This window comes from Streptomyces sp. NBC_01016, from assembly GCF_026341035.1.
In the GTDB taxonomy this organism is placed as follows: Bacteria; Actinomycetota; Actinomycetes; order Streptomycetales; family Streptomycetaceae; genus Streptomyces.
The window spans coordinates 85,062-108,244 of record NZ_JAPEOQ010000001.1; the positions used below are offsets into that span (position 1 = coordinate 85,062).

At 69.1% G+C, this 23,183-nt stretch carries 20 protein-coding genes and 2 tRNA genes; 11 read left to right on the forward strand and 11 right to left on the reverse strand.

The annotated features are described in order from the left end of the window. Positions 1–3: 3 nt before the first annotated feature. Positions 4–828: a maleate cis-trans isomerase family protein gene (locus tag OG746_RS00550; protein WP_266710668.1), complete on the reverse strand. Its 825-nt coding sequence runs from the start codon at positions 826–828 to the stop codon at positions 4–6. A gap of 341 nt (positions 829–1,169) precedes the next feature. On the opposite strand from OG746_RS00550, the gene OG746_RS00555 reads away from it, so the two are divergent. The 6 genes from OG746_RS00555 (at position 1,170) to OG746_RS00580 (ending at position 6,752) form a co-directional block, all read left to right on the forward strand. Then, the gene (locus OG746_RS00555; RefSeq protein ID WP_266710670.1) at positions 1,170–2,576 is read left to right on the forward strand and encodes an amidase; all 1,407 of its coding nucleotides are present in this window, start codon (positions 1,170–1,172) and stop codon (positions 2,574–2,576) included. A gap of 109 nt (positions 2,577–2,685) precedes the next feature. Beyond that, positions 2,686–3,618 (forward strand): ectoine/hydroxyectoine ABC transporter substrate-binding protein EhuB, encoded by a 933-nt coding sequence (gene ehuB, locus OG746_RS00560; RefSeq protein WP_266710672.1) that lies wholly within the window; start codon positions 2,686–2,688, stop codon positions 3,616–3,618. Further along, positions 3,615–4,358 carry an ectoine/hydroxyectoine ABC transporter permease subunit EhuC gene (ehuC, locus tag OG746_RS00565; protein ID WP_266710674.1) on the forward strand — a complete coding sequence of 248 codons (744 nt, stop codon included), beginning with the start codon at positions 3,615–3,617 and terminating at the stop codon, positions 4,356–4,358. The genes ehuB and ehuC overlap by 4 nt, the downstream gene beginning before the upstream one ends. Beyond that, positions 4,355–5,002, forward strand: a complete 648-nt coding sequence (gene ehuD / locus OG746_RS00570) for an ectoine/hydroxyectoine ABC transporter permease subunit EhuD (protein ID WP_266710675.1) — start codon at positions 4,355–4,357, stop codon at positions 5,000–5,002. Before ehuC ends, ehuD begins: the two co-directional genes overlap by 4 nt. Further along, positions 4,992–5,807: an ectoine/hydroxyectoine ABC transporter ATP-binding protein EhuA gene (gene ehuA, locus OG746_RS00575; protein ID WP_266710677.1), complete on the forward strand. Its 816-nt coding sequence runs from the start codon at positions 4,992–4,994 to the stop codon at positions 5,805–5,807. The genes ehuD and ehuA overlap by 11 nt, the downstream gene beginning before the upstream one ends. A gap of 174 nt (positions 5,808–5,981) precedes the next feature. Continuing rightward, a complete protein-coding gene (locus OG746_RS00580) occupies positions 5,982–6,752 on the forward strand; it encodes an IclR family transcriptional regulator (protein WP_266710679.1) in 771 nt (256 codons plus the stop codon). A 60-nt stretch (positions 6,753–6,812) separates the two neighbouring features. On the opposite strand, the gene OG746_RS00585 is transcribed toward OG746_RS00580, so the two are convergent. The 5 genes from OG746_RS00585 to OG746_RS00605 form a co-directional block, all read right to left on the reverse strand. Continuing rightward, a tRNA-Lys gene (locus OG746_RS00585) sits at positions 6,813–6,886 on the reverse strand. A 63-nt stretch (positions 6,887–6,949) separates the two neighbouring features. Further along, positions 6,950–8,620, reverse strand: coding sequence for an AMP-binding protein (locus OG746_RS00590; RefSeq protein ID WP_266710681.1), 1,671 nt, complete (start codon positions 8,618–8,620; stop codon positions 6,950–6,952). 164 nt (positions 8,621–8,784) lie between these two features. Then, a complete protein-coding gene (locus tag OG746_RS00595; RefSeq protein ID WP_266710683.1) occupies positions 8,785–9,396 on the reverse strand; it encodes a lytic polysaccharide monooxygenase auxiliary activity family 9 protein in 612 nt (203 codons plus the stop codon). A gap of 169 nt (positions 9,397–9,565) precedes the next feature. Then, positions 9,566–10,684, reverse strand: a complete 1,119-nt coding sequence (locus tag OG746_RS00600; protein WP_266710685.1) for an SPFH domain-containing protein — start codon at positions 10,682–10,684, stop codon at positions 9,566–9,568. A gap of 20 nt (positions 10,685–10,704) precedes the next feature. Beyond that, entirely contained in the window at positions 10,705–11,997 is a 1,293-nt protein-coding gene (locus OG746_RS00605) for a peptidoglycan-binding protein (RefSeq protein ID WP_266718627.1), read from the reverse strand. Positions 11,998–12,231: 234 nt separating this feature from the next. Here OG746_RS00605 and OG746_RS00610 point away from each other — a divergent pair. The 3 genes from OG746_RS00610 (at position 12,232) to glxA (ending at position 16,639) form a co-directional block, all read left to right on the forward strand. Next, positions 12,232–12,305 (forward strand) — tRNA-Lys (locus tag OG746_RS00610). 429 nt (positions 12,306–12,734) lie between these two features. Then, positions 12,735–14,705 (forward strand): glycosyltransferase family 2 protein, encoded by a 1,971-nt coding sequence (locus tag OG746_RS00615; RefSeq protein ID WP_266710687.1) that lies wholly within the window; start codon positions 12,735–12,737, stop codon positions 14,703–14,705. Continuing rightward, positions 14,702–16,639 (forward strand): radical copper oxidase GlxA, encoded by a 1,938-nt coding sequence (glxA, locus tag OG746_RS00620; protein ID WP_266710689.1) that lies wholly within the window; start codon positions 14,702–14,704, stop codon positions 16,637–16,639. Before OG746_RS00615 ends, glxA begins: the two co-directional genes overlap by 4 nt. A gap of 88 nt (positions 16,640–16,727) precedes the next feature. Here the strand turns inward: glxA and OG746_RS00625 are convergent, their stop codons facing one another. Further along, a complete protein-coding gene (locus OG746_RS00625; RefSeq protein WP_266710691.1) occupies positions 16,728–17,729 on the reverse strand; it encodes a glycoside hydrolase family 6 protein in 1,002 nt (333 codons plus the stop codon). 160 nt (positions 17,730–17,889) lie between these two features. On the opposite strand from OG746_RS00625, the gene OG746_RS00630 reads away from it, so the two are divergent. Beyond that, positions 17,890–18,630, forward strand: a complete 741-nt coding sequence (locus OG746_RS00630; protein WP_266710693.1) for a GAF and ANTAR domain-containing protein — start codon at positions 17,890–17,892, stop codon at positions 18,628–18,630. 212 nt (positions 18,631–18,842) lie between these two features. Here the strand turns inward: OG746_RS00630 and OG746_RS00635 are convergent, their stop codons facing one another. Together OG746_RS00635 and OG746_RS00640 are read right to left on the reverse strand one after the other, a co-directional pair. Continuing rightward, the gene (locus OG746_RS00635; RefSeq protein ID WP_266710695.1) at positions 18,843–19,514 is read right to left on the reverse strand and encodes a class F sortase; all 672 of its coding nucleotides are present in this window, start codon (positions 19,512–19,514) and stop codon (positions 18,843–18,845) included. A gap of 7 nt (positions 19,515–19,521) precedes the next feature. Further along, positions 19,522–20,109 carry a hypothetical protein gene (locus OG746_RS00640; RefSeq protein ID WP_266710696.1) on the reverse strand — a complete coding sequence of 196 codons (588 nt, stop codon included), beginning with the start codon at positions 20,107–20,109 and terminating at the stop codon, positions 19,522–19,524. Positions 20,110–20,421: 312 nt separating this feature from the next. Between OG746_RS00640 and OG746_RS00645 the strand changes: the two genes are divergently transcribed. Beyond that, positions 20,422–21,201 (forward strand): HAD-IIA family hydrolase, encoded by a 780-nt coding sequence (locus tag OG746_RS00645; RefSeq protein ID WP_266710698.1) that lies wholly within the window; start codon positions 20,422–20,424, stop codon positions 21,199–21,201. A 38-nt stretch (positions 21,202–21,239) separates the two neighbouring features. Here the strand turns inward: OG746_RS00645 and OG746_RS00650 are convergent, their stop codons facing one another. Together OG746_RS00650 and OG746_RS00655 are read right to left on the reverse strand one after the other, a co-directional pair. After that, on the reverse strand, positions 21,240–22,301 hold the full coding sequence (locus tag OG746_RS00650) for a 2-aminoethylphosphonate ABC transporter substrate-binding protein (RefSeq protein WP_266710700.1): 1,062 nt from the start codon (positions 22,299–22,301) through the stop codon (positions 21,240–21,242). 62 nt (positions 22,302–22,363) lie between these two features. Further along, entirely contained in the window at positions 22,364–23,161 is a 798-nt protein-coding gene (locus OG746_RS00655; RefSeq protein ID WP_266710702.1) for an ABC transporter permease, read from the reverse strand. Between the last annotated feature and the right edge of the window lie 22 nt (positions 23,162–23,183).

The following is a 23,183-nucleotide window of genomic DNA, read 5'->3' on the forward strand; positions in this document are numbered from 1 at the left end:
GCGCTATGCCCACCCTTCCTGTTCCTTCGACCGTTCCCTCGGCAGATCCTCCGGAGGCAGCGCCTCCGGCACGTCCGCCGGGGGCCACACCCGCGCCGCCGGATCCAGCAGCGCCTGGTACGGCCCCACCGCACGTGTACCCAGCCGGGCGAGGGCTGCCCACATCGTGACTTGATTGGCCGAGATCACCGGAATCCGCAGCTCCGCCTCCAGCTGCGGGATGACGTCGTACGTCGGCAGGTTGGTGCAGCTGATGAAGAGCGCGTCGGCCCCGGAGCTCCCCGCTTCCCTGGCCATCGCCGCCACGTCCCGGTAGGGCACCTTCCAGATGTGCCGGGTCAGACCGAGGTAGGCCCGGCCCGTGACCGTGATGCCGGCCTCCGACAGATACTCCTCGAGCGATTCGGTGACCGATCGCGTATAGGGCGTCACGAGGGCGATGCGCCGCGCGCCCAGTTCGGACAGGGCCTGGAGCAGGGCCCCCGATGTGGTCACGGCGGGCAGCTCCCCGGCCCGCCGCATCGCCGTGCACATCGCCCGCTCCCCCGCGAGACCGCCGACGAAGCTGCCGGAGGCGCAGGCGTACGCGAGGACTTCCGGCCCGGTGGCACCGAGCGCACGGACCGCTTCACCGAGCGTTTCGTGCTCGCTGACCAGGCGCGCCAGGTCGAGGCCGACCTCGACGGGCACGTAGGGAGTACGGGTGAGGTGGAGGGATACGTGGTCGGGTACCCAACGCCACAGCTCGCGGTCGAGAGCGAAGTCGAACGGGGCGACGACGCCCACGCCGCGCTGCGGTTTCGGTCCCCCCAGGAATGAGACGTCCATGAGCAGGCCCCATGTTCAGCTGACTGATTCAATGCCGGGGTGGTGCTTGAGCCGGCGAACCGCCGGGACGTCGGGACAGCGACACAGCGCGAAACAAGGTGCAGGAACCCTAGTGGTGTCCTCTGTTGTCGACGGTAGGTTCCGGTGCCTGCGGGGTCAATCCGCGCATGTCGGCAGGTGCCTTCGAACTTTCCGTTGTTCGTGAAATTGGTGGCTGTTCCCGACTTCTCGCGCCCAGGAAAGCGGATCTTCATTGCCGGACGGTTTCCCCGCGATGTCCGTGCCTGACGAGGTGATCCTGGGTAGGTCCCCGGCAACGTATCGCTGGTGCTGGAGGGCGGATGACGAGCGTGCTCATCGGACTGACCGCGCAGGACCTCATCGAGGGATATCGCAAGGGAGAGTTCAGCCCGGTCGACGCGACCCGCGCCGTGCTCGCCAGGATCGAGGAGACCGATCCCGCGCTGAACGCGTTCGTGCGTGTCGACGCGGAGGGTGCCCTCGCCCGGGCGGAGGCGAGCGCGCGACGGTGGCGCGAGGGCGAACCGATGGGCCTGCTCGACGGGGTGCCCGTGTCGGTGAAGGACATCCTGTTGCAGCGGGGCGCGCCCACGCTGCGCGGCTCGAAGACCGTTTCGGAGCAGGGCAGTTGGGACGAGGACTCGCCGTCGGTGGCCCGGCTGCGCGAGCAGGGCGCGGTCCTCGTCGGCAAGACGACGACGCCCGAGTTCGGCTGGAAGGGCGTGACCGATTCGCCGCTGTCGGGCGCGACCCGCAATCCGTACGACACCTCGCGTACGGCGGGTGGTTCGAGCGGCGGGAGCGCGGCGGCGGTCGCGGTGGGCGCGGGGCCGCTGTCGCTCGGCACGGACGGCGGGGGTTCGGTGCGCATACCCGCCGCCTTCTGCGGGATCTTCGGCCTCAAGCCGACGTACGGGCGGGTGCCGCTGTACCCGTCGTCGGCGTTCGGAACGCTGGCGCACGTGGGGCCGCTGGCCCGTACGGCGGCCGACGCGGCGCTCATGATGGATGTGATCTCGGGCCCCGACCCGCGGGACTGGTCGGCCTCGGGACCGCCGTCCGGCGGCTTCCGGGACGCGCTGCACGGCGGGGTGCGCGGGCTGCGTGTCGCGTACTCGCCGACGCTCGGCGGACAGGTGGCAGTGCGGCCCGACGTCGCCGCGGCGGTGCGCGCGGCGGTGACGCGGCTCGCCGAACTCGGCGCGTACGTCGAGGAGGTGGATCCGGACTTCACCGATCCGGTGGAGGCGTTCCACACGCTGTGGTTCAGCGGCGCGGCGCGAGTGGTGCAGCATCTCCCGGCGTCCAAGCGGCAGTTGCTCGACCCGGGGCTGCGGGAGATATGCACCCGGGGCGCGCGGTACAGCGCGCTCGACTATCTGGCGGCGGTCGACGCACGGATGGCGCTCGGGCGGCGGATGGGCGCCTTCCACTCGACGTACGACCTGCTGGTGACGCCGACGGTGCCGATCACCGCCTTCGAGGCCGGAGTTGAGGTTCCACGCGGCTCCGGCCTGCGGCGATGGACGGGCTGGACCCCGTTCACGTACCCCTTCAACCTGACCCAACAGCCCGCCGCTTCCGTGCCCGTGGGGCTCGACAAGGGCGGTCTGCCGGTCGGGCTCCAGATCGTGGCGGCGCGGCACAGGGACGATCTCGTACTCCGGACCGCGCACACGCTCTACGAGGCGGAAGTGGCGAGTCACTCCAGTCCCAACACGGCGTGAATCGCGTGAAGTTAGGACATGGACGTATTGCTTATGAATTCAGATCTCGGCTTTATCAAGGGCCGAAAACGATAGGCATATCTCCCGGGGCTTCGGGTAATGGCGCGCCATGGCTCCACCACTTGGTAACAATGAGGGATTCATCGCCAGACCAGTCCGCCGCCGCTCCCTGCTCTACGGTGCGGGGGCGGCGGCGCTGGGTGTGTTCGGTACCGCGGCCTGTAGCCGAGTGCCGGAGGAGGGGAAGGTCGAGGGCGGGGATCTGCTGGACCGGCTGCGCGACGCCGGAGAGGTCAAGATCGGTGTGGCGGGTGAGGTCCCGTTCGGATACATCGACGAGAACGGCGAGGTCACCGGAGAGGCGCCGGCGATCGCCAAGGTGATTTTCCCGCGCCTCGGTGTGCCCAAGGTGAAGGCGGTGCCGACGCAGTTCAGCGCGCTGATTCCCGGGCTGACCCAGGCGCAGCAGTTCGACGTGGTGTCGGCGGGCATGTACATCAATCCGGTTCGCTGCGAACAGGTGCTGTTCTCCGATCCCGACTACCTGATGCCCGACTCGTTCATCGTGCGCAAGGGAAACCCGCACGGCATCAAGACGTACAAGGAAATCGCGGACAAGAAGCTGAAGTTCGCGACGGGCACGGCCTACGCGGAGATCGATACCGCCAAGGCCTTGGGCATCAAGGACATGCTGATCCTGCCCGACCAGGTCGCCGGGCTCGACGCCGTGCGCCAGGGCAGGGTCGATGCCTTCGCCGGCACGGCCGTCACGGTCCGCACGGTGATCAAGGGCAAGAGCGGGGTCGAGGCCGTCGAGCCCTTCCAGCCCTACGTGGACGGAAAGCCGGTCTACGGAGCGGGCGGATTCGCGTTCCGGAAGTCGGAGAAGAACCTGCGCGACGCGTTCAACAAAGAGCTGCACAAGCTCAAGGCCAGCGGTGAACTCCTGCGCATCATGGCGCCCTTCGGTTTCACGAAGAAGGAGATGACCGACCTCACGGTCGAGAAACTCTGCCCCCCTGTCAAGGGAGCCGCCTCATGATGTCCGCGAAGTTCTTCGAGAACTGGTTCCTGCCGGGCATCTGGATCACGCTCGAGGTCACGGTCCTCAGCGCGATCATCGCCTTCGTCATCGCGTTCATCATCGGCGTCCTGCGCACGTCCAATGTGTGGTTCGTGCGCTTCCTGTCCGGGGCGTACTTCGAGATCTTCCGCAGCACGTCCTCGCTGGTCTTCATGTTCTGGATCGCGTACACCGTGCCGATGCTGTTCCACATCAACTTCGAGCCCATGTTCGCGGGCATCCTGGCGCTCAGCATCACCTACGGCGCCTACGGTTCGGAGATCGTGCGCGGCGCACTCGCCGCGGTGCCGCCCGCCCAGCGCGAGGCAGGCATCGCCCTCAACTTCACGCGCACCCAGCGCCTGCGCCGCATCGAACTCCCGCAGGCCTGGCCGGAGATGATCCCGCCGTTCAACAACCTGCTGATCGAGCTGCTCAAGGGAACCTCGCTGGTCTCCCTCATCGCGGTGGCCGACATGACGTTCGCGGGCAACCTCAAGCGGCTCGTCTCCGGCGACAGCGCGCCGGTCTACACGCTGCTGCTCGTCCTGTACTTCGTGTTCGCCTTCATCTTCACCCGCCTCATGCGCCTGCTTGAGCGGCACGCCAAGAGCCGAGTCGGCCAGGCGCCCGAGAAGGGCGGCCTGCGCGTGCTCCTCGGCGGTATGCGCTCCAAGTCGACGATCGACGCCGTCACCGGTGCCGGAGGTGCCAAGTGAACTGGGACTGGTCCAACGTCGCGGACTTCATGCCGCAGTTCTGGGACGGCGTACTCGTCACGCTCCAGGCGCTCGTCGGTGGTGCGGTCATCGCCTTCGCCCTCGGCCTGGTGTGGGCGATCGCCCAGCGCTCGAAGACGAAGTGGGTCAGCTGGCCGGTGACGGCGGTCACCGAATTCATCCGGAACACCCCGCTCCTGGTGCAGCTGTTCTTCCTCTTCTACGTCGTTCCCTCCTGGGGCATCTCGATGTCCCCGCTGGTCACCGGCATCGTCGGGCTCGGCCTGCACTACTCGACGTACACGTCCGAGGTCTACCGGGCCGGCATCGAGGGCGTGCCCGTCGGCCAGTGGGAGGCCGCCACGGCGCTCAGCCTGTCCAAGGGCCGCACCTGGCGCGCGGTGATCCTGCCGCAGGCCGTCCGCCGCGTGATTCCCGCGCTCGGCAACTACGTGATCGTCATGCTGAAGGAGTCGCCGCAGATCATGGCGATCGGCGCCCTTGACATGCTGGGCGAGGCCCAGGGCTTCAGCCAGACCACCTTCACCTACGAGGCCATCAGCATCGTCGGTGTCGCCTTCATCGTCATCGCCTACCCGGCTTCTCTTCTTCTGCGAGTCTTGGAGCGTCGTCTTGTCCGCTGACAGCAGCACTTCCCAGGAAATTCCCAATCCTGCCGTCGACGGCAGCGAGCTCATCCGCTTCGACAAGGTCACCAAGCGGTTCGGCAGCAACACCGTCCTGGACAACCTGGACTTCTCCGTCGACTCCGGCAAGCACGTCACGCTGATCGGCCCGTCCGGATCCGGCAAGACCACGATCCTGCGTCTGCTGATGACGCTGATGAAGCCCGACGAGGGCACCATCAAGGTGGGCGGCGAGTTCCTCACGCACGAGCAGAAGGACGGCAAGCTCGTCTCGGCCGGCGAGAAGCACATCCGCGAGATCCGCAAGAACATCGGGATGGTCTTCCAGCAGTTCAACCTGTTCCCGAACATGAACGTGCTGCGCAACATCACCGAGGCGCCGGTCAACGTGCTCGGCCTGTCCAAGGACGAGGCGGAGCAGCGGGCCAAGGAGCTGCTCGACATGGTCGGCCTCGGCGACCGCGTCGACGCGTACCCCTCGCAGCTCTCCGGCGGCCAGCAGCAGCGTGTGGCGATCGCCCGCGCGCTTGCGATGCGCCCGCAGGTGCTGCTCCTGGACGAGGTCACGTCGGCGCTCGACCCGGAGCTGGTCGCCGGTGTCCTCGACGTCCTGCGGGACATCGCGCGCACCACGGACATCACCATGCTGTGCGTGACCCACGAGATGACCTTCGCCCGGGACATCTCGGACCAGGTCCTGATGTTCGACTCGGGTCGCATCATCGAGTCCGGTTCGCCGGAGAAGATTTTCAGCGAGCCGGAGCACGAGCGCACCCAGGAGTTCCTCAGCGCCGTGCTGTGACCAGCCACCTACCGAGTGGTGCATGACTTTGGCATATGCCAGGGTGGCGCGTTCCTGCTGAGAGGCACGGAACGCGCCACCAATCTCCCCAACCACCGCCCCCAAAGGGGGTGTTGGCGGCTATCGTGGACGAAGCCCAGCTGTCCGGAACCGGTCCATGCAGGGGGAAGAACCGTGGCGCTGAAGCACGAGCAAGGTGCGTCCCCGCACCAGCCGCACGAGGCGGTGCAGCACGCGTTGCGCGTGCTGGAGACCGTCGCACACCGAGGCGTGGGCGTGACCGATACGGAGCTGGCGCGCGTCACCGGACTGCCTGCCGACCAGCTGACGATCCTGCTGCGCATGCTGCGCAGGGAGGGTTACGTCCAGCAGGGCGCCGACGGGGCGTACACCACCGGCGAGACCCTGACCAGGCTCGGAGCCGCGGACGGCCAGGCGGCCGCGCTCACCGCGAAGCTCCAGCGGACCCTCGACCGGCTGCGCGACGACGTGGGCGCGGCGGTCTACATGAGCCGTTACGTCGACGGGGAGATCCGGATCACGCAGGTGGCGACGGGGCCCGGGACGCCCGCGGTCAACGAGTGGGTGGACTTCCGTGTCTCTGCGCACGCGAGCGCCATCGGCAAGAGCCTCCTCGGCCAGCTCGACATGAACGGGCGGCGGGATCATCTGTCCCGCCACAAGATGGCCCGGCTCACCTCGCGCACGATCACCAACGAGAAGGTGCTGCTGTCCCGCCTCGCGTCCCAGCCGGCGACGGTTCCGGTCCTCGACCTCCAGGAGTACGCGGTGGGCACGGTGTGCGCCGCGGTTCCCATCACGGCGGGCGCGTCCGTCGGATGCCTGGCGCTCTCGCTCCCGGTCGAGCACGCGCACCGTTTGCACGACGCGGCGGAACAGTTGAACAAGGAGGCCGCGCCGGTCCTCCTGTCCTTGGCGATCTGACACCGGCAGCAGAAACCCACGACAAAGGCCCCTCGCTGCTGCGAGGGGCCTTGCGTCTTGTGCGCCATCAGGGACTCGAACCCCGGACACGCGGATTAAGAGTCCGCTGCTCTAACCAACTGAGCTAATGGCGCCGGTTGACGAGGTAAATACTACCTGGCCCCAGGGGGTGCTTTTGACCACCGGAGGCGCTGGTGTCACGTGGGGGCGATCAGGGACTCGCGGCCGCGCTCCCGGTACTCCGTCGCCAGGTCCGTGCCGTCCTCGCAGGTCAGGGGGCGGTGGGTGGCGGAGCCCGGGGGCCGCCACCAGAGGTCGCCGCCGCTCCAGAAGCCCTCGCGGCGCAGCTCCCCGCGTCGGACCTTGTTCGTCGCGGTGACCGGCATACGGTCCACCACCCGGAGGAAGCGAGGGGTCATCTTCGTACCGAGGTCGGGCTGGGAGGCGAGGAAGGTACCGAAGGCCACCGGGGAGAACGTGCGGCCCTCGCGGAGCGCGACCGTCGCCATCACCTGGTCCCCGGCCACCGGGTCCGGCACCCCGTAGACCGCGACGGCCGCCGCGTCCGGCCAGCGGGCGAGGATGTTCTCGATCATGGCCGGGGCGAGGTTCTCGCTGTCGACGCGGATCTTGTCGTCGCCGCGCCCGGCGAAGTACAGGTACCCGTCGGCGTCCCGGTAGAAGTGGTCGCCGGTCCAGTACCAGCCGTGCTCCCGGACGCGTTCGGCATACGCGGCGTCGTTGCGCCAGTAGCCCTCGAAGGGTGAGCGGCCACGGTTCACCAGCTCCCCTATCGCCGACTCCCCGTTGAGGAGGCGCCCGCCCTCGTCGAAGCGCGCCGGCGGGCACTCCGCCTTCGTCTCCGGGTCGAGCACCGCGAGGTCGCTGCCGGGGGCCGCCAGGCCGATCGCGCCCGCCGGGGTGTCGGCCGTGCGCTGCACCGCGGCGCCGCCCTCCGATGACCCGTACCCCTCGACGAGCCGCACCCCGAACCGCTCCTCGAACCGCGCCGCGTCCACGGCCCCCGCCTCCGTACCGAAACCGACCCGGAGGGGATTGTCCCGGTCGTCGGGGCGTTCATCGGTGGCCAGGATGTACTGGACGGCCCGGCCCACGTAGGTGAAATACGTGGCGCCGAATCGGCGTACGTCGCCCAGGAACTGGGACGCCGAGAAGCGGCGGCGCAGCGCGACCCCCGCGCCCGCCGCGACGGCCGGCGCCCAGTCCGCGATGACCGCGTTGCCGTGGAAGAGCGGCATGCAGATGTAGTGCACGTCGTCCGCGCGGACCCCGAAGTTCGACACCAGGGACTGCCCCGCCGCCGCGAGCCGCCCCTGCGTGCACAGCGCCGCCTTCGGGGCCCCGGTCGACCCGGAGGTGAAGTAGAGCAGCATGCGGGTGTCGGGGCCGACCCGGTCGTCGGCCTCCGGCTTGACCCCTTCGTACGGCGTGAGCAGCTCCTCGTACGCGCCGGTGTCGGTCACCAGGATCCGGATGCCCGGCAGGTCGAGGCCGTCGAGCAGCGGGAGGTGGGCCCGCTCGGTGACCAGGACGCGGCACTCGGTGTGCGTGATGTCGCGGGCGAGTTCGGCGCCGCGCCGGGTCGGGTTGAGGCCGGCGACGGCGGCGCCGGAGAGCGCGGCGGCGCCCAGCCACTGGGGGAATTCGGGGGTGTTGTCGAGGAGCAGGCCGATGTGGGGGTCCGCCGCCCGCGGCAGCAGCTCACCGAGGAGCGCGGCGCGGGCCGCCGCTCCGGCCGCGACCTGGTGATGGCTGAGCACCTGGTCCTCGTACGCGAGTCCGGGCCTGTGGTCGCCCCAGCGCTCCTGGATGAGTTCCGCGAAGGTGCGCATCGTCATGGATCCCATGGCGGCGAACCATAATTGACGTTCCGTCAGATGTGGAGAGCGGCGACGCCAATCCAGCCCCTCCGGCGTTTGAGGAGCGGGGTCCGGGGCGGAGCCCCGAGGCATGCACCACGGGTGCCGGTGAACCCCGGCGCGCCGTGGGGCGGCGCACCGGGGCCACGGGCTCAGAACGTGACGTCCGAGCACGCGTAGAAGGCGTTCCCCGTGTCCGCGACGTTCCACACCGCGAGGATCACGTGGTGGCCCGACTTCCCGGAGGGCAACGTGCCGGAGTGCGAGAGCGTCGCCGGCGGCTGGCCGCTGTACGGGACCGTGAGGAACGGCGCGGTCTGGAGGGAGGACCGGGTCAGCGGCTTGCTCTGGTCCCAGCCGTCCTTGGTGATGTAGTAGCGGAAGTCCGCGGTGGAGTGCCGCGCGGTGAACTGCCAGCGGAAGGTCTGACTTTGACCACCCGTCACCTTTGTGGTCGGCCAGGCATTCCCGTTCGGCTGCTTGGCGGCGTCGAGCGCGCTGAAGCCGCCGTTCCCTGCCGAACAGAGCTTGCCGTCGGCGGGACCGGCCGCCGGGAAGCCCTTCGGGCCCTCGACGCTCTGCGGCTCCCACTGGATGCTGCCGCAGCCGCTGACACCGCCGTTGGCGCACAGCTTCTGCCTGCTGACGGGCAGGTCGGTGTAGCCGTGACCGCTGGCGCCGCCCGCGGAGAGCGCGAACGCCCCAGCGGTCGTCAGGCCGAGCAGGGCCGCGTACGCCTTCGTACGCTTCGAGGTTTTTCGCATGCTGCCGCTCCTGGGGGGTGTTGGGAGTGCCGGAAGCCGTGCGCACAGCGATAGTTCAGGTCTAGACCAACGCAACGCACAATGTAGAACCGGGAGTTGAGCATGTCCAGACCAATCGCAATTCCCGGCACGACCCCTTCCGGTCACCCCTCAGACAGGCCCCAGGGCGTCACTCTCCTCGACCTGTGTAGAACGCGACCGTCAGGTCCTTCACGAGCAACTTGCGCTCGTAGTCGTCGAGATCCACGAGACCCCGCGCGGTCAGCCGCGTCACGGTGTCCTCCACCGAGTCCACGACCGTGGTGAGGACGGTGTCCCGGCGCCGCGCGTCGAGTGCCGCGATCCGGCGGCGCCGCATCGCGGCGGCCACCTCCGGCTCGTACTCGATCCGCGTGGGCTGCGCCGAGAACACCTCGATGCCGACCGGTTCCGCGTCCTCGGCGAGGCGCCGGGTGAGCAGATCGCCCAGGGCCTCCGCGTTGCGCAGCACCGGCGCGTCCCGGTCGCCGACCACGGCGGGCAGCCGGGACAGCACGCGCGCGAGGCCCGCCTCCACGCACTCGCGCAGATACGTCTCGTGGTCCTCGGTCCCGAGCGTCGCCCGCGCCGTGTCCTTGATCCGCCAGGCGACGAGCACGACGACGCGCAGCGCCTCGCCATTGGTGTCGACCGCCGGCATCGGCTCGCTGCGCCAGTGCCGCAGCCGCACGTCGACCCGGCGGCGCACGAGCAGCGGGTTAAGCCACAGCAGCCCCGCCCTGCGCACGCTCCCCCGGTACCGGCCGAAGCGCGTGAGCACCCAGGCCCCGCCGTTCCGCCCGCGCGCGAGCCCGCCGACGCCGAACAGGGCGAGCGCGCCGGACCCGGCGAGCGCCGCCCACTGCGCGGGCCCGAACCCGGCGCCCGCGTATCCGTCGAGGCCCGCGAGGTCGGTCATGATCCGGGGCAGCACCCCGGCCCAGCCGAGCGTGGCCCCGGCCCCCGCCGCGCCCACCGCCCCGCCGAACAACCCGAAGACGCCGGGCAGCGCTCGCCCGGCCCGCTCCTCCAGGTCGGGGTCGACGGAGGGTGCGGGCCGGCTCGGGGTGCGGGCCGGGGCGGGCCGGGGTGTCCGGCCCGGGGCCGTCGCGTTCGCGCGCTCGACCTGGGCCTTGGTGACCACCGCGGGCCGCAGCGGCACGGCCACCGGGTCCGGGTCGTCGCGGAAGAGAAGGTGGACCGGGATCTCGGTGGTGGACTCGTTGCGGATGAGCCGCGCGGCGCGCGCCCCTCCGTCGGTTTCGCTCATGGAACCCTCCGCGTTGCGCGTCATGAGAACAGCCGACGCCAGGTCTCGGGGCCCGGGTAGCCGTCGGCCGCCTTGCCCCGCCAGCCCTGGGCCCGCTGGAAGGCCTCGACATTGCGCCGGTCCGCCTCGCTCCAGCGCGGCCCGGGGCCCTGGCGGTAGAACTTGCCGAATCCTTTCTTCACGAGCTGCTTGCCGAGCCGCGTGACGTCGGAGTTCTCCGCGCCGGGGCGGAACTTCGCCTTGCCGGGGAAGCCGGAGGAGGACGGGGCCCGCTCGGCGCCGCCGCTGCCGGCGGACGGAATGCTCCGGCCTTGCCCCGTCGTCAGATACGCCCAGGTCGTGGGGCCCGGGATGCCGTCGGCCGCCGCGCCGCGCCAGCCCTGCGCACGCTGGAACGCGCGCGTGGCCTTACGGTCGGCCTCGCTCCACCGCGGTCCAGGACCGACCTTGTAGAACCGCTTGCCGCCCCGCTCGACGAGCATCTTGCCGAGCCGTGTCACGTGCGCGTTGTTCTTGCCGGGGCCGAAGTACTTGGCGCCGGGGAACTTCGTCGACGACGCGCTCGACCCTGAACTGCCGTCCGTGACGGCCCTGTACCGGAACGCGACGTAGCTGCTCGAGTGGCTCCAGTACGCGTACGGGGTGGACTGCACCCGCGTGCCGGGCTTGGTCTGCTCGTATGCGATGTACCGGGTGTGGGACGCGTCCGTCCAGCCGCCGAAGATCGTGACGTGCGAGCCCTTTTCCGGGTCGGCCGGGTTGTGGAAGAGCAGCATGTCTCCGGGCTGCAGCTGCGACTTGGTGATCCGGGTGCCGTACTGGGCGAGGCTCCCGGTCCACTCGTTGCCGGGCAGGCCCCACGCCATGGAGACGAAGCCGGAGCAGTCCTGGCGGTAGCCGTCCTTCCAGTACTTGTTCATGTTGTACGGGACCTTGGCCTCGACCCACTTCCTGGCGCGGTCGAGGATCGCGGCCCGGGAGGTCTTGCGCAGGGTCGTGGACTGGACCATCGAAACGGAGCCGGCGGCCGGGGCGGGCGCTCCGTGCAGCGGTCCGGTCCCACCCTGCGGCGCCGTGTCGACCCCGTCGCCGGGGGGCGGGGTCAGTGGTCTGGCCTCGTGGTGTTCGGCCGCGGCCGCCGGAGTGGTCTGGAGGCCGCCGATGACGGTGCCCGCGGCGGCGGCGAGGACGAGGGCGTGGCGGGCGCCCACCTTGGTGCGCACCGGGTGCGGCACCGCGCGCCGCCACTCGGCGCAGCCCGCGCAGTCGCAGTCCTCGGCCGGGTCGACGTCCTCGAAGACCGGGGCGCCCATCGGCTCCGCCGTGTCCCCGTGCTCCATCCGCTCCATGCGATTCCCCTCACACTCCGGTGCCGGACTTTGGAATAAAGAGCCTCGATTCCGCACGCAGGAAGCGTCTCAACTCTCATGACAAATCGCATGTTGACGGTCCAAATGATTGAAACCACCAGATTTCACCCACTCCCCCGGCGTGTCGAGTGGTCAGAAGCACCCAAGGGGGTCGGGTAAAGTTATGCAGGTCGACCGGCGCCATTAGCTCAGTTGGTTAGAGCAGCGGACTCTTAATCCGCGTGTCCGGGGTTCGAGTCCCTGATGGCGCACAAACCGAAGGCCCTCCGCGATTGCGGGGGGCCTTCGTCGTTGGCCCCCGCCCACCCGCAATCGCCAGGCGTGGCTGGGGGTCCGAGGCGTAAACGGCACGTTTCACGGCGTATCGGCCTTGCGATCATGAACCGGGTGACAGCACTCTGTCATGGAGCCATTGGCTCCCAAGATGCTTACGGTACAAGGCAGTTGAAATGGGCACCGTGTCACACCGGGCCCGAGCCGGTTGCCGAGCGCGCGGGGAGGGGGCCCCGCTCATGAACCGATGTCGAGGGGGGCATCATGCAACCGGAAGGCCGTCGTTCCAGTCTTAGGTAAGGGTGGGACGGTGGCCCGCCAGTGATACGTCCGGGGGCACGGTCAGGGGGCCCGTTCCCGGGCGCAGGACCGACGAACACGCGGTGACGCGTGCGGGGGGATGACTCATGACGTCGACGCCGACGGGCGCCCGGCCGGAATTCGACCCGTCCGAGACGACCCAGCTGCGAGTGCCACCGCACCGCACTGGCGGTTTCCGGCGCATCAGAAAATCGTTGCCGCGCTACGACTACGAGCACTACAGCCGGCTCGCCGGGCCACTGACCCAGCCCGATCCGAACCAGCCGTACAAGGTGCGCTACCGCTCACTGCTCTCACAGGAACCGCACAGGATCCGGGCCGCGCTGATGCTGGGCGCGGCCCCGCTGCTCTCCCTGGTCCTGCTGTTCTGGCTGATGCAGCCCACGCACTGGACCGAACGGGACTACCCCGCCTACGACTTCCTGCCCGCACTCGACATCGTGATGCTGGTGTCCATCGGGCTCATCGAGTTCTTCCGCTGCATGAACGTGCTGTCGAACGCGCACGCGACACTGGTCGCCCGCGACCCGATCCCGGTCGTTCCGGAGACCGGCACGCGCGTCGCGTTCCTCACCTCGTTCGTGCCCGGCAAGGAGCCGCTCGAGATGGTGACGAAGACCCTGGAGGCGGCAGTGAAGCTGCGCCACCGGGGCCTGCTGCACGTCTGGCTGCTCGACGAGGGCGACGACCCGGAGGTCAAGGAGGTCTGCGAGCGGCTCGGCGTGCACCACTTCTCCCGCAAGGGCGTCGCGAAGTGGAACCAGCCGAAGGGCCCGCACCGCGCCAAGACCAAGCACGGCAACTACAACGCCTGGCTGGACGCGCACGGCTCGGACTACGACTTCTTCGCCTCCGTCGACACCGACCACGTGCCGATGCCCAACTACCTGGAGCGGATGCTCGGCTTCTTCCGCGACCCCGACGTGGGCTTCGTGATCGGCCCTCAGGTCTACGGCAACTACGACAACTTCATCACCAAGGCCGCCGAGTCGCAGCAGTTCCTCTTCCACGCGCTGATCCAGCGTGCGGGCAACCGCTACGGCTCACCCATGTTCGTCGGCACGTCCAACGCCGTACGCATCAGCGCGCTCAAGCAGATCGGCGGCCTGTACGACTCCATCACGGAGGACATGGCGACCGGCTTCGAGATCCACCGGCACCGCAACCCCTCCACCGGCAAGAAGTGGCGCTCCGTGTACACGCCGGACGTGCTCGCGGTCGGCGAGGGCCCCAGCGCCTGGACGGACTTCTTCACCCAGCAGATGCGCTGGTCGCGCGGTACCTACGAGACGATCCTCAAGCAGTACTGGAAGGGCTTCTTCACGCTCCCGCCGAGCAAGCTCTTCAACTACACGATGATGATCATCTTCTACCCGATGGCGGCCATGAACTGGATCCTGGCGGCGCTGAGTTGTGCGCTGTTCCTGGGTCTCGGCGCCTCGGGTGTGAACATCGACCCGACGATCTGGCTGATGCTGTACGGCAACGCGTCGGCGCTGCAGATCGGCCTCTACATCTGGAACCGCCGGCACAACGTCTCGCCGCACGAGCCGGAGGGCTCCGGCGGTGTGGCCGGCATGGTGATGTCCGCGCTGTCGGCGCCGCTGTACGCGAAGGCGCTCTTCGACGCCGTGCTGCGCCGCAAGAGCAAGTTCGTGGTGACCCCCAAGGGCGATTCGGCAAGCCCCGACCGCTGGTTCGGGACCTTCCGCTACCACTGGTACTTCATCCTCATCTTCGGCGGCTCGATCGGCGCGGGCTTCTACTTCGGCCACTCCCACCCGGCGATGATCACGTGGGCCTGCTTCGCCCTGCTGATCACCGCGGCCCCGATGTTCGCGTGGCGCTACATGCTCCGCCAGGACAAGAAGAAGCCGAAGCCTCCCGCGCAGGCCCCGCAGCCGGAGCGTCCCGAGCAGCCGGCTCCCGCGCCGCGGGCGCACACCGCGCCCCAGCACAAGCCGAGTTGGGCCGCGCAGCCGAGCGGCAGGAGTGACGTGGTCAACTGGGGCAAGGACCAGACCACGCAGATTTCCCTGGGGGGACATAACAAGTGAAAGACGGTGCGAGCCGCCGCCGTGCCCGGCGCATAGTCATCGGCACGGTGGTGGTCCTGGCGCTGGCCGGGATGAACGGACCCTGGCTGTACCGCTTCGGATCGGCCAAGTATCACGAGTACAAGATCAACAAACCGGAGTACAAGGCCGAGAACGGGCACTGGGACGTCATCGATTTCCCCCAGAACATGCGCCTGAACACGATTCACGCGGCGCTGTTGCACACCGGGAAGATCCTGCTCGTCGCCGGGTCGGGGAACAACCAGAAGAACTTCGACGCGAAGAAGTTCGACACCCGGCTCTACGACCCGGTGAAGAAGTCCATCAAGAAGATTCCCACGCCAACGGACCTGTTCTGCACGGGACATACGCAGCTGGCGAACGGGAATCTACTGATCGCGGGCGGCACCAAGCGCTACGAGAAGCTGAAGGGTGACGTCACCAAGGCCGGCGGCCTGATGATCGTGCACAACGAGGACCCGGACGCGCCCAAGACCATCAAGGCGGGCACGGTCTTCACCGGCAAGGAGAACGGCAAGTCGTTCGTCGCCAAGGACAACATCACGGTCGAGCGCGCCAAGAAGGTCTTCGACAAGGCGACCGGCCGGTTCCTGCGCAATGAGCCGGGCCTCGGCCGGGTGTACGTGGAGGCGCAGCGCAGCGGCGCCAAGTACGAGACCGGCACCCAGGACAACTACCGGGTGCAGGGTCTGACCGGCCAGGAAGCGCGCAACGTGTACGGCATCGCGCAGAAGCTCGCCCTGGACAAGAAGGACTTCCAGGGGATCAGGGACAGTTACGAGTTCGACCCGGTCGCCGAGAAGTACATCAAGGTCGACCCGATGAACGAGGCGCGCTGGTACCCGACGCTGACCACGCTCTCCGACGGCAAGGTCCTCTCCGTGTCCGGGCTCGACGAGATCGGGCAGCTGGTGCCGGGCAAGAACGAGGTGTACGACCCGAAGACGAAGAAGTGGACGTACCTGAAGGACGTCCGCCAGTTCCCGACCTATCCGGCGTTGTTCCAGATGGAGAACGGGAAGATCTTCTACTCGGGCGCGAATGCCGGATACGGGCCCGACAACGTCGGCCGCAAGCCCGGCGTTTGGGACCTGACGACCAATAAGTTCCAGAAGATTCCCGGGCTTTCGGACCCCGACCGTCTGGAGACGGCCAATACCGTCGAACTGCCGCCCGCGCAGGACCAGAAGTACATGGTGATCGGCGGCGGTGGCGTCGGCGAGTCCAAGCTGTCCAGCAAGAAGACCCGGCTCGTCGATCTGAAGGACCCGAGCCCGAAGTTCGTGGACGGTCCGACGCTGGAGAAGGGCACGCGTTATCCGCAGGCCTCGATCCTGCCCGACGACTCGGTCCTCGTCTCCGGCGGCTCGGAGGACTACCGCGGGCGCGGCGACACCAACATCCTCCAGGCCCGGCTGTACGACACGAAGAAGAACACGTTCAAGCAGGTCGCCGACCCGCACGTGGGCCGCAACTACCACTCGGGCTCGCTGCTCCTGCCCGACGGGCGCGTGCTGTTCTTCGGCTCGGACTCGCTCTACGCCGACAAGGCCAACACCAAGCCCGGCACGTTCGAGCAGCGCATCGAGATGTACACGCCGCCGTATCTGTACCGGGACTCGCGGCCGACCCTGGAGGGCGGCGAGAAGACGATCCGGCGCGGCGGTTCGGCGACGTACAAGACGGAGCACGCCTCGTCCATCAAGACGGCCCGGCTGATCCGGCCCAGCGCCTCGACGCATGTGACGGATGTGGACCAGACGTCCATCGCGCTCGACCTCAAGAAGTCGGCCGACTCGGTTTCGGTGACGGTGCCGAAGAGTCGGTCGCTGGTGGAGTCGGGGTGGTACATGCTGTTCGTCACGGATGACGAGGGGACGCCGAGCAAGGCGCAGTGGGTTCACGTGCCCTAGCCGGTTGGCGTGGGGCGGAGGTCCGAGGTCGTCGTCGCACACGACTCGGGGCTCCGCCCCGGACCCCGCTGCTCAATCGCCGCAGGGGCTACCCATCCGCCAGCTTCTCGGCGTATTCACCCCACCATTCGCCCGCCTTCGGGCCGCCCTTGCAGGTGCCGTCGGATTCGCCCGGGCGTTTGACCCACAGGTAGGCCTTCACCTGGGGGTCGCCGGTCTTGGTGGTCGGTTCCTCACCGAGGGCGCGGCCCGGCGGGTTGCACCAGCGCTCGTCCGCGGCGCCGCCCGTGTACGGCCCGTTGCCGTTGCGGCTGGTGTCGACCACGAACGGCTTGTTCCCGACCTTCGCCGAGAGCTCCTTGCCGTACTTGACCGACTCCGCGGTGGTGTAGAAGTTCGACACGTTGACCGAGAAGCCGTCGGCCTGGTCGATGCCCGACCACTTCAGCGGCTCGTAGATCTGGTCGGGCTTGCCCCAGCCCGCGTTGCCCGCGTCGAGGTAGACCTTCGTGTCCTTCAGGGACTTGAACTTCGCGATGGCGCCCTTGAGCAGGTCGTAGCGCTCCTCGTGGAACTGCTCCGGCGTGCAGTTGTCCACCATGTGCTGCACCGCGTCGGGCTCCAGGATCACCGTCGCGGGGCGGTCCTCGATGCCCGCGGCGACCTGGTCGATGAACTCCCGGTACGCGTTGCCGTCCGCCGCGCCGCCGCCCGAGTACTGGCCGCAGTCGCGGTGCGGGATGTTGTAGACGACCAGCAGCGCGTCCCGGTTCGCCTTCTGGGCGGCCTCGGTGTAACCGCGCGCCTGCTCCGTCGCGTTCTCCGGCAACAGCCATTCCCCGCTGGGCTGTTCGGCGATCTTGCGGACCTTCGCGGCCGCGTCGTCCTTGCCGTCCTTCGCGAGAGTCGCGACGGCCTTCGCCGCCTTGCTGTCGGGGTTGACCCAGAACGGGTCGGCGCCCTTGGGCTGCTGCTTCACAGGCCCCGTCGACTCGTCCCCCTCGTTGTTGTCCCCGCCGCCGGATGAACAGGCCGACACGAGCAGCACCGCCCCCACGGCGACCGCTCCAGCCCTCAGTTTCCGGTACATCCACTCCCCCTTGGGTGCACTGTCTGGCTCTCAATCCTGGCATACGCCCCTGTCGTGCCACGAGCGCGTACGCCGCTTGTCAAGGACCTGTTACAGCGTGCGCGGCCCGGGTAGGCGCGACCAGGAACACTCCGATACGCGGGGTGAAAGGGGGCGTGACTTGTCCAGTGAGACGAGTGAACTGCGCCTGGCAGTTGCCCTTCTGGAGTACGCGGAGATCTTCCGTGACGCCTTTGACCCGCCGCGCTATCTGCGCCGCCTGACCGACCACTGCGTGGATCTGCTCGGCGCCCTGGGCGCGGGTGTGCTCCTCGCCCGACCGTACTGCCCCACCCCGGCAAGCCACCGGCGTGAACGGCGTGACGTCGTGCGGGAGTTGGTGGCCCCGGACAGCCCTGTGAGCCCGGCGCACGACACCCTGCGCACCGGCCGGGCGGTGGCCCCCGTGAACCTGGGCTCCGTGAAGAGCGCGGCGCGCTGGCCCGCGTTCACGGCGATCGCCCGCCGTCGCGGCATCGCCTGCGCCTACGCGGTTCCGCTGCGCGGGGCCGCAGACCTGAAGGGGGCGCTCGCCGTCTTCCAGACGGAAGAGTCGGCGAGCCAGGGCGAGTTCGCGATCGCCCAGGTGCTCGCCGACGCGGCCACCACCGGGCTGCACAACCACCGCGTGCACGCCCGCGACCAGGATCTGACCGAGCAGTTGGGCGTGGCGCTCGGCAGCCGGGTGCGGATCGAGCAGGCGAAGGGCATGCTCGCCGAGCGCTGGGAGACCGCGCCGGACGCCGCGTTCACGGCACTGCGACGGTACGCGCGCTCGAACCGGCTGCCGCTCGACCAGGTCGCGTGCTCGGTGATCAGCCGCACCCTGCCCGACGACCGGGTGCGGCCCGACTCGTCGTGAACCCTCGACCACACTCTGTGCCGATCCGCCCAACCGTTCTAAAGTCGTGATGAGTGGCCCCAGTCCTCGGCCGGTTCGATCCGACGGACCATCACAGCCTCCCGTGCAGAGGCCGGGCCCTCCCGCAGCCCGCCGCCCGCGCGGTCGAGGACCAGTCCGGCCGGCGGCTCCAGGGGGAGTGGGCTGCCGGCCGGACCAGGTGGCTCGCGCACTCAACTCGCCTTCTGGGGCGCACTGTTCAGGCCCGACAGATACGCGGACACGATGACGTTCGCGGAGTACGTACCCGAGGCCTTGTCGAAGCTGCCGCCGCAGGTGATCAGGCGGAGCTCCGCTCGCTCGGAGCGGTGCGGCCCGTACGCCTTGGCCGGGTCGAAGTTCTCGCGGGAGAACACCCGGACGTCGTCGACGGTGAACTCGGCGACGGAGCCGTCGGACCGCGTCACACGCACCGTGTCGCCGGGCTCGGCCTCGCTGAGGTGGTAGAAGACGGCGGGCCTGCGCTCGGTGTCGACGTGCCCGACGAACAGGGAGGTGCCGCGCTCCCCCGGCCGCACCCCGTCGCTGTACCAGCCGACGACACCGGCCCGCGCGTACGGCGGCGGGTCGATGGCGCCGCCCGCGTCCAGGCCGCGGGCCACGACAGGTGCCTGGATGCGCAGCGCCGCGATGTCGACGCGCCGCGGGTCCGCTCCCTCGACCGGCTCGTGGGCGGCCGGCAGACGGACGTCCGAGGGACGGCCGACGGCGGCCGCGTCCCCGGTCGTCGGCGACGACAGGTTCAGATCGGTGGCGCCGTGGCCCCACAGCCACAGGCCGAGCAGCAGCACGACCCAGGCGACCCCCGTGAGGAGCCGCCCGGCCCCCTGCGACCGGTCACTCATGGCAGGGTCAGCGCCTCGTCGACGGACCGGGCGCCCTGCGGCGGCGCGCGCTGCGGACGGCCACGGCGACGGCGGCGATCGCGGCGAGCCCCAGGCCGATGAGGGCGTGCCGGGTGCCGGGGCCCTCGCTGGGGGCGGCCGACGGGGCCCGGTGGACGGCGAGCGCCTGCCGCTCGGCGGTGCCGCCGCCGCCCGCGTGCACGGGGGCGGTCGGGGACGGGCTGGGCGTCGCGCCGGCGGCGGATCCGTCGAGGACCCGGAGGGTGCCGGTGACCTTGCCGTCGACCCCGTCGCAGGTCACCGAGACCGGGTAGGCGTCGGGCGCGGCGGAGGACTTCACGCGTGCCTCCGCGAACAGGGTGGGGTCGTCGGCGGAGGGCGCGAGCCGGGCCGGGGACACGAAGGCCGCGGAACTGGCGCTGCCCGTGGCGCCGTCGCAGCCGGTCACCCGCAGGTCGACCTCGGTGCCCGCGGGCGCGGCCCGCGGGGTGACGGTGATCGCCGCGCCGCCGTCGGCCGCCTGGGCCGCGGTGGCCGGTGCGGTCACCAGGACGGCCGCCCCCGCGACACCGACAGCAAGCAGTCCTGTACGCATCGTGAACCTCCTCTAGGCAGGGTCACGCTTCGGGCCGCGTTCCGCATCCCGAGAGGCTTCCGTGGCACGTCACGCCTGTAGGGCCTGTCTTCAAACTCCCGTCGTCGCCCGGAGGGCGGCCCGGCGGCGTCTGGTGCGTGCGATCGCAAGGCGCCGGAGAGTCCTAGTAGCGGAGCTACTCGGGCTTTTCGGCAACGCAGCGAGCGTGCGTGCCAGGCGCCGCCGGGCAGACGGGAGTTTGAAGACAGGCCCTAGGGACGGGTGAATACGATGGTGGCAGTCAGTCGATCCTGAGCCGAGGAGTCCGCACACATGGCAGAGCCCAAGCCCATCCAATCGTGGCTGACCGACATGGACGGGGTCCTCATGCACGAGGGGGTGCCGATCCCGGGCGCGGACGCGTTCATCAAGAAGCTGCGGGACTCCGGCAAGCCGTTCCTCGTGCTGACGAACAATTCCATGTACACGGCCCGTGACCTGCACGCCCGTCTGAACCGGATCGGCCTGGAGGTCCCGGTCGAGAACATCTGGACCTCCGCCCTCGCGACCGCCCGGTTCGTCGACAGCCAGCGGCCGAACGGCACGGCGTACGTGATCGGCGAGGCCGGTCTGACGACGGCGCTGCACGAGGAGGGCTACATCCTCAGCGACTCGGACCCCGACTTCGTGATCCTCGGCGAGACCCGTACGTACTCGTTCGAGGCGCTCACCAAGGCGATCCGGCTGATCAACGGCGGGGCCCGGTTCATCGCCACCAACCCCGACAACACCGGCCCCTCCACGGAGGGCGTGCTGCCCGCGACGGGCTCGGTGGCGGCGCTGATCACCAAGGCGACCGGCAAGGACCCGTACTTCGTCGGGAAGCCGAATCCGCTGATGATGCGGACCGGGCTCAACGCCATCGGGGCGCACTCCGAGTCCAGCGCCATGATCGGCGACCGGATGGACACGGACGTGCTCGCGGGCCTTGAGGCCGGGATGACGACGTATCTCGTCCTCACCGGGCTCACCAGCACCTCGGACATCGACCGCTTCCCGTTCCGGCCGACCAAGGTGGTCGACTCGATCGCGGACCTCGTCGACCTGGTCTGATCCACCGGATTCCGTACGGCGGCCGGGCCGGCTGCGGGTCAGCTGCCGGTCGCCGTCTTCCAGTCGTCCACGTACGTCTGGAGATTCTTGGCGACGTCGTTCCAGTCCGGCTCGAAGATCTGCACGCCGTCCATGATCTTGGCGAGTTCGACGGCGTTGTCGTCGGTGGCCTTCACATCGGCGCGCGGCGAGAAGCCGCCGCCGATGGAGCTGACCTCCTTCTGCTGCTTAGCGGCGAGCATGAAGTCCAGGAGCTTCTTGCCGTTGGCGGTGTGCGGCGCGTTCTTCACGAGGCCGCCCGCGTACGGCAGGGCGAAGGAGGTCGGCTTGCCGCCGGCCTTCTTCGGGAACCAGATGCCGAGGTTCGGCATGTCCTTGGACTGGGCGTAGTTCATCTGTACGTCCCCGTTGGCGACGAGGAGTTCGCCCTTGTCGACCTTCGGCGCCAGCTTGCCGGTGGAGGCGGACGGGCCGACGTTGTTGGCCTGGAGCTTCTTCAGGTAGGCCATGGCCTGCGCCTTGCCGCCGAAGTCGTGCATGGCCTTGACCAGCAGGGCGGTGCCGTCGCCCGCGATGCCGGGCGTCGAGTACTGGAGCTTGTTCTTGTACTTCGCGTCGAGGAGCTGCTCCCACGTGGTGGGCGGGGTCTTCAGCTCCTTCTTGTTGTGCACGAAGCCGAAGTAGTTGTTCACGACGGACGTCCAGGTGCCGTTCGCCGCCTTGTCGGCGCCGTCGACCTGATCCGAGCCGTTGGGCGTGTACTTCGCCAAGAGGCCCTTGCTGTCTGCCTGTTGAATGAACGGCGGCAGCGTGACGAGGACGTCGGCCTGGGTGTTGACCTTCTCGCGGACGGCGCGCTGCACCATCTCGCCGGAGCCGCCCTCCACGTAATTGACCTTGATACCGGTCTTCTTGGTGAAGTCCTTGAAGACCTTGTCGTACCAGCCGTCGCCGTTCTCGCCCTTGAGGCCGTCGGCGCTGTAGACGGTGACGACCTTGCCGTCGGAGGCGGCGGAGCTGCCGCCGCAGCCGGTCAGGGTCGCGGCGAGGGCGAGACAGCCGGTGGTGGCGGCGACGGTGGTGAGCGTGTTCTTGCGCATGGCGTGGTGAACTCCTGTGCTGGGTAAGGGCTTTGGGTGTCCAGCGGTACTTCAGCGTTGCTTCAGCGGTACGAGGCCTTGGTGCGGATCCGCGAGACGGCCAGCAGGACGAGCAGGGTGGCGGCCATCAGGACCACCGCGATCGCGGAGCCGGTGAAGAGGGAGCCGCGGTCGGTGGTCGCGTAGATCTGCACCGGGAGCGGCATCCAGTCCGGCGGGTAGAGCATCATCGTGGCGCTCAACTCGCCCATGGACAGGGCGAAGCAGAGGCCCGCGGCGGCGTTCAGGGAAGGCAGGAGCAGCGGCAGCTTCACCTTCCACAGGACGTACGCGGGGCGGGCGCCGAGGGAGGCCGCGGCCTGTTCGTAGACCGGGTCGAGGCGCTGGAGGGCGGCCGAGACGGACTGGTAGGCGAACGCCGTGACGAGGATCGTGTGGGCGATGATCACGATCCAGCGGGTGCCATTGAGCAGCATCGGCGGCCGGCTGAACGCCACGAGGACGGCGAGGCCGACGACCACGGACGGCACGGCGACCGGCAGCATGAACAGGGCGTCCATCACGCGGCGCCCGCGCTTCTTCAGTGCGGCGGCGGCGAGCGCGGCCCACCCGCCGACGACCAGCGCGAGGACGCTCGCGGTGACGGCCGTGACCAGGCTGGTGGTCAGGGCGGTGAGGGAATCGCCGCTGGTGGCGGCCTCGTAGTGGCCGCCGGTGAAGCCGGAGGGCAGGGCGCCGGACCAGTTCGTGGCGAAGGACGCGGCGAGGACGACGAGGAGCGGCAGGGCGAAGAGGGGCAGGAAGAGGACGAAGAAGAGGACCCAGGTCGCCCACTTGCCGGCCTTGCTATGTACGAGCACGAGGATTCGCCTCCCGGTGGAG